The organism is Peptoniphilus sp. (assembly GCF_034090345.1).
In the GTDB taxonomy this organism is placed as follows: Bacteria; Bacillota; Clostridia; order Tissierellales; family Peptoniphilaceae; genus Peptoniphilus.
Map to the genome: position 1 here is coordinate 1 of NZ_JAXDSS010000114.1, position 14,431 is coordinate 14,431.

Sequence of the window (14,431 nt, forward strand, 5' to 3'; positions counted from 1 at the left end):
ATAAATCTATTGTGAAAAAAATAAAAGAAGTTGTAGTAATGGGCGGAATAACTGAGCCATTATATTTTAATAATAAGGTCATGAATGAACTTAATTTTTCTGTGTGTAGCAGAGCAGCTAAGTGTGTTGTAAACGAATTTGAAAATTTATCTATCTTAACGGGAAATAGTTGTATGGAAGTTGAGTTTACTAAGAGTGAGTTAAAAGAGATTGAAAACATTGGCGAGGTTAAAAATAAATTTGTGTTTGAAAAATTATGTGTTTGGATGGATGAATTTAAAGAAATGTATGATTATGACTCAATAGTGTTGTGGGATGTTATAGCAGCTATATACCTAACAGATTCAAATTTATTTGAAGATAACACAGTATATATTAATTCAAATTTAGAAGATTTAAAAACAGGTAAATTGATATTATCAAATAACAGCTCGGGAAGAAAGATAAATATTCCAAGAGCAAAGATTTCATCGCAAGTAAATAAAAAGCTTATAGAAGTTGTGTTTAAATAAAAATGTAGTATATCCGAGAGCGATTTCGGACACACTACATTTTTTAGTTCATCTACTTTCTAAAAGTAAATTCTCCATTGTCAATGCTTTCGATTATGGCAAGAGATAGTAAGTCATATCCTTCTTCTCTTATGATTTTTCCGCCTTCTTGGAATCCCTTTTCTACAGCTACAGAAACTCCTTCAACTTTAGCTCCGCTTTGCTCAGCAATGGATATCAATCCATTAAGTGCATTACCTTCAGCTAAGAAGTCATCTATTAAAAGTAATTTATCGCCTTCATTTAAAAACTTTTTAGATACTGTAACAGTATATTCTTTATCAGTTGTGAAAGATTGAACCTTTGATTCGTAAACATCGCCACCGATATTTTTTGTCTTTTGTTTTTTAGCAAAAACAACTGGCAAATAGCCGAATTTTTCTGAAACTACAGTAGCTAAAGCTATACCTGAAGCTTCAATTGTCAAAATTTTGTTAATTCCTCTGTCTTTAAAGTGGTTGTAAACTTTTTCACTCAACTCGGATAAAAACTTTATATCAAGTTGGTGGTTTAAAAAAGAATCCACCTTTATGATATTTTCGCCAAGTATGTATCCATCTTTTTCAATTCTGTCTTCTAATAGTTTCATTGAATCCTCCTAAAGTTATATTATTACAGAAAATTTACTATTTTAAAAGAGGTTTAATAACATTTATAATATTTCTGTTATAATAATTTATAGGAGGTAGGTATGTTTAAGGATTTAGTCAATAAGAGAAGAACTATTAGAAAATATACAGATGAACCTTTAAAAGCTGAAGAGATAGAGTGTTTAGTGGCGGCGGGACTAAAAGCGCCAACTGCAAAAAACTTAGACACCGTTGAACTGATAGTTGTAGAAAATAAAGATACATTGTCTGATTTATCTGAGTTTAGAGAAACTGCTGCGGGGCATTTAAAAGGAGCAAGCTGTGGGATAGCAGTCATATCCAATACAGAAATATCTCCTGAACACAACAGACAAGACGCTTGCATTGCGGCAACTTTTATATTGTTACAAGCTGAAGATTTGGATATAGGAGCTTGTTGGGTGAATGTATATAACAAATTTGACAAGAATGGAAAACCTGCCGATGAGAGAATAAGAGAAATACTACACATTCCGGGAAAATATAATGTAGAGTGTGTGATAGCATTGGGATATAAGGCTGAAGAGCCTAGAAATAAAAAGGAAAAGAATTTTAAAGAAGATGTGCATTACGAAAAATATTAAATTAGATAGTTTAGAAATTACAGAAAAGTTTGGAGAAAAACTAGGTAGTTTACTTCAAGCAGGAGATGTAATTTGTTTAAATGGAGAACTTGGAGCGGGAAAGACCACTCTTACAAAGAACATAGCTAAAGGAATGGGGATAGAAGACTATGTGACTTCTCCAACTTTTAGTATAATCAATGAATACTATGGAAAATTGAACTTGTACCATTTTGATACATATCGTCTTGAAGATGTTGAAGAGGTTTCTTACCTTGGATTTGACGAGTATTTTTATGGGGATGGAGTTTGTGTAATAGAATGGGCAGATAGGATAGCAGCTTTTTTACCTGAAGAATATTTAGAAATCAATATTTCTGATGATAGAAGTGCTGAGTTAATAGCTAATGGAGACAGATTTAAAAATTTATTGGAGAATATATAATGTTGACACTTGGTATAGATACATCTACTATGACGGCGACTGTTGGTCTTTCAGATGGTCAAAAGGAAATAGTATCTTATGAAATTACAGAAGGAGTATTTAACTCTGAAGAACTTACAGATATGATTGATGATATGTTTTCTCATGTTAAATACACAATTGAGGATGTTGAACTATTTGCAGTTGGAGTTGGGCCCGGCTCTTTTACCGGAACAAGAATTGCTGTGACAATTGCTCGAACTTTTGCTCAAATTTTAAATAAACCGGTTATAGGCGTGTCTTCTTTAAGAGCTATGAGCATGATAGATTCTAAAGAAGATGTCTTAGTTTTGGTTGATGCTAAGAGGAATAGAGCTTATTACGGACTTTACTCTAAGAATGGAGAGGAAGTAATAATAGAAGATGATATAAAAAACATAGATGAAATACTTGGAAGTATAAAAAAAACTTTTAAAGTTACGGGAACAGGCACAAGGGTATTTGAAGAAAAATTAAACGAAGATGATATATTGACTCGAAATATAAGAGGAGTCAATATAGCTAAACTTGGAGAAATGCTTTACTTAGAAAGAGGTGCAGATAATTTAGAAGAAGTGCTTCCAAATTATTTAGCAGTTTCTCAAGCAGAGGCGCAATTTAATGAAAGAAATGGAAATTAAAATAAGAAGAGCTGAATTTTTAGATTTAGACGAGATTCACAAAGTTGAAGTAGAATCATTTACCGAGCCATGGTCTAGGAGTTTGATTAAAGTTGCATTGACAGATTCTCTAACAGAAGTTTGGGTTGTAGAAATAGATAAAGTAGTTGGATTTATGATATGTTCAAAATTATTTGAAGCCAGTCTAGATAATATAGCGATACTGAAAAATTATAGAGGCAATGGGCTGGGAGTCAAATTGTTGGAAAAGTTGATAGAATTTGCTGAAGAAAAGGAAATAACCTTAGAAGTTGAACATGACAACGAAGTTGCCAAGAGAATATATCATAAGTTTGGCTTTAGAATAGAGGGTATGAGAGAAAATTACTATGGCAAGGGTAGACATGCCTATATAATGTGGAGAAGAAGATAATTGGAGGAAAATAATGAACGTATTGGGGATTGAAAGTTCATGTGATGAAACATCAGTTGCCGTTGTGAAAGATGGCAGAGAGGTTTATTCAAACATAATTTCATCTCAGATATCAACTCACCAAAAGTTTGGAGGAGTTGTACCGGAAGTTGCATCCAGAAAACATGTTGAGGCATTTAATGGAGTGCTTGAAACAGCAATGAAGGAAAGTGGGCTTGAGTTTTCGGATATAGATTTAGTAGTTGGAACTAGAGGGCCGGGACTTGTAGGAGCTCTATTAGTTGGTCTTTCAGGAGCAAAAGCAGTTGCATATTCTTTAGGAGTACCATTTGTTGGAGTGAACCATATATTTGGACATGTATGCGCAAATTATATAGCTCATAAAGATTTGAAGCCGCCATTTATTGGGCTTATAGTCTCAGGGGGGCACACTTATCTTGTAAAGGTAAAGGACTATGTAGATTTTGAATTAGTTGGAAGAACTCGAGATGATGCAGCCGGGGAGGCATTTGACAAAGTTGCAAGGAAGATGGGAATAGGATACCCAGGTGGGCCTATAATAGATAAACTGGCAAAAGAGGGAAAGGATGTATTAAATTTTCCAAGAGTAATGCTTGAAGAAGACAGCTATGATTTTTCTTTTAGTGGACTCAAGACAGCGGTGATAAACTATCTGCATCAATGTGAGCAAAAAAATGAAGAATACAAAGTTGAGGATGTTGCAGCGTCATTTCAAACAGCCGTAATAGATGTGCTGGTGGAAAAAGCTTTTAAACTGACCATAGAAGAAAATATGGATAAAATAGTTTTAGCCGGAGGAGTTGCAGCTAACTCAGGGCTTCGCAATGCACTCGAAAAACGAGGTGCAGAAGAAGGAATAAAAATATATTATCCGGACATTAAACTCTGCACAGATAACGCAGCTATGATAGCATCAGCCGGATACTTCACATACCTTTCAGGCAATTACGACACAAAAGCATATGCAACACCTAATTTGGGCTTGAAATAAGAGAGTTAGTCAGCTCTCTTTTTATAACTTGAATTGTGGAATCAAGTGCAATGCCATTGAGCAGTAAACGCAGTACCGATTTGTCATAAAATAGTATCAGTTTCCCAATTTATAATACACCCTCTTAACTAGATATCTGAGATCTAACACTATAAGAATTGTTTAATAAATCACTATATATTACTCTATAGTAGGTTGTTATATTATTATGTTAAATAGTTTTCTAATTTTTGTGTTTTGCGATTCAATTATATCGGATGTGATTTCTATAAAATTTTTTGATTTGCTTTTATTTTGCCGTTAACCACTTTACTTTAAAATTAATAATAGAAAATTAGTTAGGATTATGATATAATTATAGAAAGTCAATGTTTGACAATGAGGCAAAAGTAAATGAATGACAATCGTAACAAACAAACAAACAAACAAACAGGAATATACTGTCATATAATATATTAAAGTTTTATAATTATAAGCTACTACAAAAGGCTCAAGTATTTTAAAATACTTGGGTCTTTTTATATATAATGATAAGTTAATTAAAGGCTTAAATTAAAGAATAAGAGAATGAAATTAAAAAGAAAATATTTAATTTATTTTTAATATTTTATAATTAACCTATTTTGAATGATTTTATTATAGATTTAAAAGATTTATTAATGATGAATAGGAGGTATAAAAATTGTTTGGCAAAAAATTAGATGTTTTGATGAAATTATTAAACGTTTCCAATGTAGAACTTGCAAAAGCTGTATATATAGATCCATCATATATTTCTAAATTTAGAAAAGGAGAAAGAAAATTACCAAGAAACAGTGAATTTTTATTTGATATATGCGATTATTTAGTATCTGTAGCTATAGAAAAGAATAGATTGAATTTAGTTAAAGACTTGCTAGCTTGCAAGGAAGAAAAAAATTTGGAAGAAATTTCTATGAATATGTATGAATGGCTAATATTAAAGAATTCAGTAGCAGAAATTATAAATAAATTAATAGGAGATATTTCTGAGGAGAATTTTAATACATATAAAAGAGAAGAACAAAAGATATTAGATAAAAGTATAGAGAAGGTAGAAACAAAATATTATTATGGGAGCCAAGGGAATAAAAATTGTATAGAGGATGTAATCAAGGCTGTGTTGAGTTCTAAAACGAAGAACAATGTATATTGGAATTTAGCACAATCAGACAGTTCAAATTTTGAAATAGAAAATTATTATTTCAAATACAGTGAGTTAACTAGAGAGTTAGTAAAAAATGGTAGAGATGTAAAACTTATTTTTTCTGATAAAGACTACCATATACAGCTGATAATTTTACTATACAATATGTTAACTTTATTTATGACAAGAAGGATTACTCCATATTTATGCAAAAATAAAAAAATTAATACAGTAAATACCATGGTTGTAGTTGATGGTGAAATGACAGCTTTAGAATTTTCTAATTATGATGATTTAGATAATAGAGTGAGTATATTAACTAATGAAAAGGGAATTATAGAATATAATAAAGGTTTATTGGATAATTATATAAGAGATAGCGTATTGCTTATAAATGTAGTGAATTATGAGGATTCTGAAAATTATCAAAATATATATAGTAGCATTTACGGTAATGAAGGAAGATATTTTTTGATAGAAGGATATTTTTCATTCTATACATTACCTGAGGAAACAGCATTAAAAATAGATAGAGAAAATCCAAATTTAAATTTTTGGAAGACATATGTAAAAGCTAGAAAAGGATTTATATCTATGCTGGAAAGCAACGGTGGAATAGAGATATTTCAAATACAAAACGTACAAAAATACAATATCTTGTTTTCCGGTAGAGTAATAGAATATACAAAAGAAGATTTTAAAAAACATATATTAGAAATAATAAGATTACTAAAAAAATATGATAACTATGAGTTATATGGATCTGAAAATTTAAGAGAAAATGTATCAATAACTATTAATGAAAATTGTGGATTGATTATTGAAAGTTATAATAGTTCAAACAAGCTTATACAAATTACAGATCATAACTTAAATAAACAATTTGTTAAATATACATTTAATAAAATTAAAAATGCTAAAATTAAGGGGAAAATAGAAGTAATAAATTATTTAGAATCATTAATTAAATGAAGAGAAAGAACTTATGATAGACTCTATACTTGAAGCTATTATAAGTTCTTTTTTGATGAGAAGTACATAAAATGACAAAAAATGGACAAAATTAAGAATATAGAAAAAAGTATACTATAATCATACGGTAAATATAAGTAAGGACAAAATATAGGATATTTTTAGAATGGATGAAACGATGAGAATAAAAAATAAAATAATATTTTTAAGTTTTTGTTTATTAATAATTTCTTTAGGAATTTTTAGGCATTTCTCATACTATAGAGTTTTTAATGATTCAATGAACCCGGCACTAAATAAAGGTGAATATATAGTAGCAGTAAAATTAAATAAATACAAAAAAGGGGACATAGTGGTATTTAAAAGAGATAATAAAATTTTAGTTAAGAGGATAATTGCAGAAACAGGAGAATCCGTAGACATAGATAAAGATGGAAATATTTTTATAAATGGAGATTTTAAGAGAGAATCGTATGCCAATAAAAAAAGTCTGGAACCATACAATATAAAATTACCACATAAAATAACAAAAAATGAATTTTTTGTTATGGGAGATAATAGGGCGGAATCGTATGATTCAAGGATTAATGAAATTAAAGATATAAAAATTCAAGAAATATTGGGGAAAGTAGTATTTAATATAGAAGGGATATTATAAGTAAATTATGAAGAAAAAGCTGGAGAAAAAGTTTATTTTAAAAAATATATTAAGTCATAGAGTTATTATGTTTTTATTGGCAATTACCATTCTGTTCACATCTAATAGTGGTCCGGTAATGGGTTCTGCAATAGATGATGAAACAAATATAAAGAGAACATATGAAAGTTTGCCTACATCCGACATTTCAAATATGATGAATCAAACATTAAACGATAAGACGGAATTGGTTAATAGAGATAATAATGATGATGAAGTGGAGCTTAGAGAAGAAAAAGATAAGTTTTTAGAAGATAGAGAAGAATTAAAAGTATTAGAAAACAGCATAGATAATGCAGATATTTTTGTAAAATATAAAACTAAAAAAACTGTAAATAATCCGGAATTAAGAGTGCATAAAATTGATGAGTTAGATAAATCTCAAATAAGGGATATCTCTAATGACGAAAGAACAAAAATCAATTATAACCAAGATGGTGTTTTATCAAGTGCTTCTTTTTTTACAGATAAACTTTCTAAATTTGCACTAATTGAAATCGGTAGTCAAGATGATGTTGAAATGACTACAGATAGAGAACTTAGAGCACTACCTATGATGGCGCAATATATCAGTAATGATTTTACACAATATGTAAGAAAAGTTGAAGTTTTAACAAGAAGAAATCAGGAGTGGATTCCTACAGATCAAGTTTATGAGAAAGATCAAGTAAAAGTAAATATAGAATATGCGATACCTAACGGGTTTGTTTCTTCTGAAAATTCAACGGGGACATATCAAGTTCCAAAATCTATAAAACTTGAGGGAACACTTGAAGGCACGGTAAAAACATTGAGCGGGGAAGATGCAGGTCGATACAATATATCTACTGATGGATTCATAAGTATAACATTTGATCAAGAGTTTTTAAATAAGCATAAAGATCATAATGGAATAGTAAACGGATTCGATGGAACAGTACAATTTTTAGGAATAGTTTCAAAAAATTCTGTAGATAACAATGATAGAATTACTTTCCCTGGGAGTGGAACAACTGTTGAAATTTTAGTGCCAAAAGAGAGAAATACAGATATAAGCTCTAAGAAAAAAGGGGAGTTGAGTCCTGATAAAAGGAAAGTAACTTACACTGTAGATATAACTACGAAAAAAGGCACTGAAAAAGAAATTAGAGTTACAGACAGAATAGATTGGGTGGTACCAAGTAATTTGGACTATGAATTTGATTTAAGTACTTTGAGAGTTGAAAAGAACGGGAATACGACGATATATAGCGATGGGCATAGTTATAGCACTGAAATAAATCTTCTTAAACAAACTAATGGGTATGGAAAGACTATAGGATTTGATTTACAAAAGTTACCAAAACTAGAAGCTAATGAAAGCTATAAGGTAACTTATGAAGTAAAAATTAACAGTACACCAAAAGATATCTCGGAAATTAGACTTAATAATACTGCTTGGACTATAAGTGGTCCGGATCAACATGGAACAGATGACGTTATAAAATGGAGTAAAAGTGTAAAAAAATCAGGTTACTTTAATCCTAATGGACAAGGATATGGAGAAGTGAATTGGACAATTACTGTCAACCCCGATAAAAAGGACTTGAGTAGTTGGAGAATAAGAGACCAAATAAATCATCAAATAAAAGATGGGTCTGTAAGACTTATAGATTTAGATTCAGGAGATATAATTCACCTAGAACAAAATGAGTTAATTAAATATAGTGATGGTAATTGGTTAATAGACTTTAGTTTTAATAACTATAAGATTAAAAATAGAAATTCTACATATAGACTTGAATATACAACATTTGTAGAACGAGGAATAACGGAAGTAACTAATAAAGTTGAAAAATATGGTAACGAATATGAAGAAGATACTACAACAATCAAAACAACTCAAGACTTTGCCCTGAATAAATTTGCAAAGGTAATAAATCTTGATGATAAAAAAAATAGAACTAAAAACAGATGGCAAGTAGGTGTGAATATTGGAATAAACAATTCAAATACATTCACATTCACAGATACATTTGAAAATCTAAAAAAATTACCAAATGGAGGAAGTTTGGGAGATGATAGTCACTATGCTTATGCAAGTGAGCTTGATAAAGAGTTACAAAGTCAACTTTTCTTTAGAAGCTATGGTGGTGAGGGTTATAGGTATAGGGGGAATGATAAAGACCCTGAATATAGTGGAGAAGCTGAGAATAGAGCTGAGAATAGAACTGTAAAAAGTATAAAAGTAACCTACTATGACTCAAAAGGGGAAGCCATACCGGAAACTGATACTACAAGAAAAGTAAAAAGCTTTAAAGTTGATATAAATTATGAGTCTAGCTTTAATCCGAAAGACTTTGCTATTGGAGAATATCACACATATTCAGATTTAAGTGAAATTTCTAAAAATGAAAAAATTAAGATTATAAATAAGGCAACTGTTGCAGATAAAACAACTACAGCAGAAACAGAATATGAAAAGAGAGGAAAGATAGAAAAAGGAGTTCTAACAGGGATTGAGAACTATATTCCAATATACAAAAATGGGAAGTCAGCAGTAGATTACTCAAAGGATAAGGGGCAGATTGAGTATAGGATTATGATCACAACATCAGAAGTAGATGGAAATCAAACTAAAAATGGAACACTAGTTATCGATGATATTCTTCCCGATGGAGCAGAATATGTTGAGGGTTCACTTGAAGCAGCATTTTTTAGAGCAGATAATTTAGCTTATCCCAAATATGACAGGTCAAATAGGTATGGAACCAATTTTCAAGGGAATAGTAAGCCTACTATTACTATAAATCAAGAAGGGAATAAAAAAGTTGCTACGATTAAAATAGATAATTATATATACGATGACTATTTCCCTATAGTTCAAATTTTCTACAAACTTGATGTAAGTAAAGATGAATTTTGGAAAGACAACAAGAATGTAAATAAGACTTATATCAATGAAGTCTCTTGGAATTCAGAAAAAACATCAAATGAAGTAACAGTTGAGAAGAAGTTGGATAAACTCACTAAGAAAGGCTGGCAACTAGATGATAAAGGACAACCTATAAAAATTAATGATAGTAACAAACCTATAGGTAATCCAACAGGAAATGTAAAGTATAACTTAGTTATTAATCCGGAAGGAGAGGATTTAATCCAAAACGGCAATGAGCTTACTCTAGTTGATAAACTTAAATCTCAAGGGAAAATTCCCAGATTTGATATAGATAAGGCAAAATTATATGAGTATGATAATTCTAAACCTGATAACAAAGGAAGAGAAATAGAGAAGGGCAGATATAAGATCACTTTTGATGAAGAAGAATTGAAACTAACGCTTATAATACCTGATGAACTGGCCTGTGTATTTGAGTATATATATGAATTTACTAATTTTGCAGACTCTCTCACTATAAAAAATGAAGCGGAATTGTCGGGAATTGCAAGTTCTAAGGATACTACAATTTTAAGAGATAATCAATCATCTGCAACAGTTACTGTAAAAGAAATAAAAATATATAAGGTAGATTCAAAAGATATAAAGAAATTCTTGCCTGGAACGAAATTTAAGCTTGAAAAATTTGATCATAGTAAATGGAATGACTTAAATAATGCATGGCATATTGTCAAGTATAAGGACAGTGACGAAATTACAATTCCAGACTCGGGGTATATTAGCTGGTCTTTATCAGGTGCAAATCCGGGACTTGAAGCAGATGTACTCTATAGGTTAACAGAAATCGAAAGTCTCGATGGATATACAAAATTAACAGAACCTGTTTACTTTATTTGGATGAAAGCGGGAAGTGATGAGTATAGTTCGTACCATCGTTCAGAAAATAGACCGGATTTATCAAAAGTAGATAAGGGGAAAATATCATTTTTGAAAAATTCCGGCGGGATAATGTATATAAAAAATGATTATACAAAAATAAGAGTTAACAAGTTTTGGCAGGATGATGATGGATTAGAATATGAAAGTGAAAATATTCCAAATATAGAAGTTAGAGTAGATCTTTATAGAAAAACAGGAAAAGATGGGAATTTTGAAAAGCTTGAAAATCACTCCAAAACTTTGACAAAAGCTAACAAGTATACAGAATCTTGGACAGGATTACCGGCAAGAGATGAGCAAGGGGCTGAATATTTCTATAAAGTAAAAGAAGTAGAAGTTAATGGATATGAAACATATTATTTTAATAACGACGGTATTCAATCGGGAGAGATAAATATATTTAATAAAAAAATAAAGAGTAGTGAAATTGAACTCCCGGTAACAGGGGGAATTGGCACAAATAGAATTTATGCTATGGGTACAGTTTTATTATTTTCTTCTTGCATATATATGTTATATCAAAGAAAGAGATATAAAATAAAAATACAATTAATGAAAGGACATAAGAAATGGGAAAATTAAAAAAATTAATGGGATTGATGTTAACTTTACTGATGATTATAAGTACAGTAAAACCTACTTTTGCACAGGGCACTAGTAGCTTAACGGTAGAAAATACAGGGAAGACACCTCATAAATTTGAACTTTATCAAATTTTTAAAGGTGAAGTTTCAAATGGCGAAAATGGAAAGTTAAAATTATCAAATATTGAGTGGGGAAATGGAGTAAAGGATACTAAAAATATTAGTTTTAGTGGGAAAAGTACCGCTTCTGAAATAGCGAATTCATTGACAGGAGATAATGTAGAGCAATTTGCAAAGGAAATTAGTACAAAGTTACAAAATAAAGTAGAATCAGAATTAGTGCAACCAAATAATTCCCATAAATTTGATAAACTTGACGCAGGTTATTATTTAGTAAAAGACGTTGATGCATCACAAGAAGCTAAAGATAAAGAAAATGGAGCATATACACTTTACTTATTAAAAGTAGTAGGAACTGTAACAGCAAAAACTAAATTAGATGTGCCAAAAGTAGAAAAACATGTTAAAGATATTAACGATTCAGAAGCTAAAGAATATGAAGATTGGTCAAAAACAGCTGACCATGACATTGGAGATAAAGTGCCATTTAAATTAACTGGTACATTACCATCAAATTTTGACAAGTATGAAACATACAAATATGTATTTCATGATGAAATGTCAAAAGGTTTAACCTTTAACCAAGATTCAGTGAAGGTATATGTCGATAAAGAAACAATAACAAGTGGATTTGCGGTTGCGACTACAGAAAAAGGATTTACTGTAACTTTGGATGATTTAAAGAAAATTACTGGGAAAACAATTACTAAAGATAGTGTAATTACTGTAGAGTATATGGCTACATTAAATGAACAAGCAGTTATTGGCTCAAAAGGAAATCCTAATGAAGTCTATCTTGAATATTCAAACAATCCTAACAAAAGCGGGGACGGCACAGGGAAAACTCCAAAGGACAAAGTAATTGTATTTACTTATAAAGTAATTGTAAATAAAGTTCAACCTGGAGATAGAGAGAATATAACAAAGCCATTATCAGGAGCAGAATTTAAATTAGAAAAATGGAATGCAGTAAAAGGGCAATATGAAGATAGTAAAGTTGCAATATTAAATCATGAAAAAGATAAATTCGAATTCAAAGGGATAGACGATGGTAAGTATAAACTTACAGAAACAAAAAACCCTCCGGGATTTAATAAGATTCAACCTATTGAATTTATCGTTAAGGCTACTCATGATGATAAAAAACTTGAGCTAACAGAGTTGAATGGGGAAAAAATAAGTGGAGAAATCAAATTTACTCCTAATAAAAAAGAAGGTTCTTTATCAACAGATATAGTTAACAAACAAGGCCCTGAACTTCCGGAAACTGGTGGTATGGGAACTAAAATTATCTATACCGTGGGAACAGTTCTGGTTTTAGGCGGAGTTATATACTTAGCAACAAAAAGAAAATTATCAATCAATAGATAATTAATAATTCTTATAAAAGGAGGGAGTAATCCCTCCGTAATTTAAATTTTAAGGAAATGTTGTAAATGAGAATTAGAAAGTCAACAATTGTAGCATCTATAGTGATTTTAGCGGGCATAGTTTTATTACTGTATCCAACGGTGAGTAATTGGTGGAATGCCAAACATCAGTCAATAGCAATAGAAAGTTATGTATCTAAAGTAGAAAAATCAGATGAAACAGAGTATACAGATATTTTAAAAGAGGCTAGGGACTATAATGAAAGTTTAGTTGACAAGTCGCTTGATAGATTGAGTGAAAAAGAATTAGATAAATATAATTCAATGCTTAAAATAGAAGGCTCTGAAATTATTTCTGTTATTAGTATTCCAAAAATTAATTTGAGACTTCCAATTTATCATGGAACGGATGAAGCTGTTTTACAAGTTGCTATTGGACATATCCCGGGGACATCTTTACCGGTTGGGGGTAAAGATACGCATAGTGTTATTTCAGGCCATACGGGACTTACTTCTGCTAAGCTATTTACTGATATTGAAAAACTCTTAAAAGGAGATACTTTTACACTAAATACTTTAAATGAAACTTTGACCTACGAAGTTGATCAAATAAGAGTAGTACTGCCACAAGAAGTGGATGATTTAAATATTGAAAAGGGGAAAGACTATGTAACTTTACAAACTTGTACTCCATATGGTGTGAATACTCATAGACTTTTGGTAAGAGGGAGTAGAATTAATACTGATTTATCAAATATAAAAGTTACAGCAGATGCGATAGAGCTTAACTCTATTGTTATAAATATAGTGTGCTTAATTATTTTGATACTAATTTTTTACATTGTTAAGTTTATTGTGATTTTAGTTGAATTACTACTTTCTAAAAGATGATTTATAGATAAAGGATAAATATATGAATAAAAAATTAAAAAATATACTTAACTTGTTTTCTGCTTTCGTATTGTTCCAAATACTTATTATAAGCTTGTTTGTAGGTAATGTTGAAGCGGGAAATTGCAAATCTACCGTTAGTGTAAAATATAAATTGGAGAATACAGAGTTTAAATTATATAAGATTGCCGAAAAAAGCAAAGATGGTAAATATAATTTAGTAAATGAATTTATAAATTATAAGGTAGATTTATCTAATTATAGCTCTATGGATAAGACAGCTGTAGCTAATACCTTAGAATCGTATATAAAAAGAGATGGATTAAAAGAGTTAAGAAAAGGTGCGACAGATAGCTTTAATAATGTGAATTTTACAGGTTTAGATTCGGGATTGTATTTAATAATGGGAGAAACAAAATTAAATAAAGATTATAGATATTATCCAACCCCTGTTTTATTAGAAGTTACTGAAAATAGTAATAGAGAAATTTTAATGGATTTAAAATACGAAAAAAACAAAATAGATAAAAAAATAAAATTAATTGTCTATAAAATTTGGGATGAT

The 14,431-nt window shown here is 30.2% G+C and carries 13 protein-coding genes; 12 read left to right on the top strand and 1 reads right to left on the bottom strand.

Annotated features, from left to right (window positions below; genetic code table 11):
- A partial coding sequence (locus SOR77_RS08725; RefSeq protein WP_320636719.1) for a nucleoside hydrolase occupies positions 1–512 on the top strand: 512 nt, incomplete at its 5' end.
- A 52-nt stretch (positions 513–564) separates the two neighbouring features.
- Here SOR77_RS08725 and SOR77_RS08730 read toward each other — a convergent pair.
- A complete protein-coding gene (locus SOR77_RS08730) occupies positions 565–1,140 on the bottom strand; it encodes a xanthine phosphoribosyltransferase (RefSeq protein ID WP_320636720.1) in 576 nt (191 codons plus the stop codon).
- A 102-nt stretch (positions 1,141–1,242) separates the two neighbouring features.
- On the opposite strand from SOR77_RS08730, the gene SOR77_RS08735 reads away from it, so the two are divergent.
- From SOR77_RS08735 to SOR77_RS08785, 11 genes are all read left to right on the top strand, one after another.
- A complete protein-coding gene (locus tag SOR77_RS08735; RefSeq protein WP_320636721.1) occupies positions 1,243–1,764 on the top strand; it encodes a nitroreductase family protein in 522 nt (173 codons plus the stop codon).
- Complete coding sequence (gene tsaE / locus SOR77_RS08740; RefSeq protein WP_320636722.1) at positions 1,742–2,188, top strand: tRNA (adenosine(37)-N6)-threonylcarbamoyltransferase complex ATPase subunit type 1 TsaE; 447 nt, start codon at positions 1,742–1,744, stop codon at positions 2,186–2,188. The genes SOR77_RS08735 and tsaE overlap by 23 nt, the downstream gene beginning before the upstream one ends.
- Positions 2,188–2,847, top strand: a complete 660-nt coding sequence (gene tsaB / locus SOR77_RS08745; protein ID WP_320636723.1) for a tRNA (adenosine(37)-N6)-threonylcarbamoyltransferase complex dimerization subunit type 1 TsaB — start codon at positions 2,188–2,190, stop codon at positions 2,845–2,847. Before tsaE ends, tsaB begins: the two co-directional genes overlap by 1 nt.
- Positions 2,837–3,259: a ribosomal protein S18-alanine N-acetyltransferase gene (gene rimI, locus SOR77_RS08750; protein ID WP_320636724.1), complete on the top strand. Its 423-nt coding sequence runs from the start codon at positions 2,837–2,839 to the stop codon at positions 3,257–3,259. The genes tsaB and rimI overlap by 11 nt, the downstream gene beginning before the upstream one ends.
- Before the next feature lie 13 nt (positions 3,260–3,272).
- Complete coding sequence (gene tsaD, locus SOR77_RS08755) at positions 3,273–4,271, top strand: tRNA (adenosine(37)-N6)-threonylcarbamoyltransferase complex transferase subunit TsaD (RefSeq protein ID WP_320636725.1); 999 nt, start codon at positions 3,273–3,275, stop codon at positions 4,269–4,271.
- A 682-nt stretch (positions 4,272–4,953) separates the two neighbouring features.
- On the top strand, positions 4,954–6,408 hold the full coding sequence (locus SOR77_RS08760) for a helix-turn-helix transcriptional regulator (RefSeq protein ID WP_320636726.1): 1,455 nt from the start codon (positions 4,954–4,956) through the stop codon (positions 6,406–6,408).
- A gap of 178 nt (positions 6,409–6,586) precedes the next feature.
- The gene (gene lepB, locus SOR77_RS08765; RefSeq protein ID WP_320636730.1) at positions 6,587–7,066 is read left to right on the top strand and encodes a signal peptidase I; all 480 of its coding nucleotides are present in this window, start codon (positions 6,587–6,589) and stop codon (positions 7,064–7,066) included.
- Between the two features lie 7 nt (positions 7,067–7,073).
- A complete protein-coding gene (locus SOR77_RS08770) occupies positions 7,074–11,483 on the top strand; it encodes a Cna B-type domain-containing protein (protein ID WP_320636727.1) in 4,410 nt (1,469 codons plus the stop codon).
- Entirely contained in the window at positions 11,471–12,976 is a 1,506-nt protein-coding gene (locus SOR77_RS08775; protein WP_320636728.1) for an isopeptide-forming domain-containing fimbrial protein, read from the top strand. The genes SOR77_RS08770 and SOR77_RS08775 overlap by 13 nt, the downstream gene beginning before the upstream one ends.
- A gap of 65 nt (positions 12,977–13,041) precedes the next feature.
- The gene (locus SOR77_RS08780; RefSeq protein WP_320636729.1) at positions 13,042–13,866 is read left to right on the top strand and encodes a class C sortase; all 825 of its coding nucleotides are present in this window, start codon (positions 13,042–13,044) and stop codon (positions 13,864–13,866) included.
- A gap of 22 nt (positions 13,867–13,888) precedes the next feature.
- Positions 13,889–14,431 (top strand): hypothetical protein (locus SOR77_RS08785; RefSeq protein ID WP_414153393.1); only part of this gene is annotated, 543 nt, incomplete at its 3' end.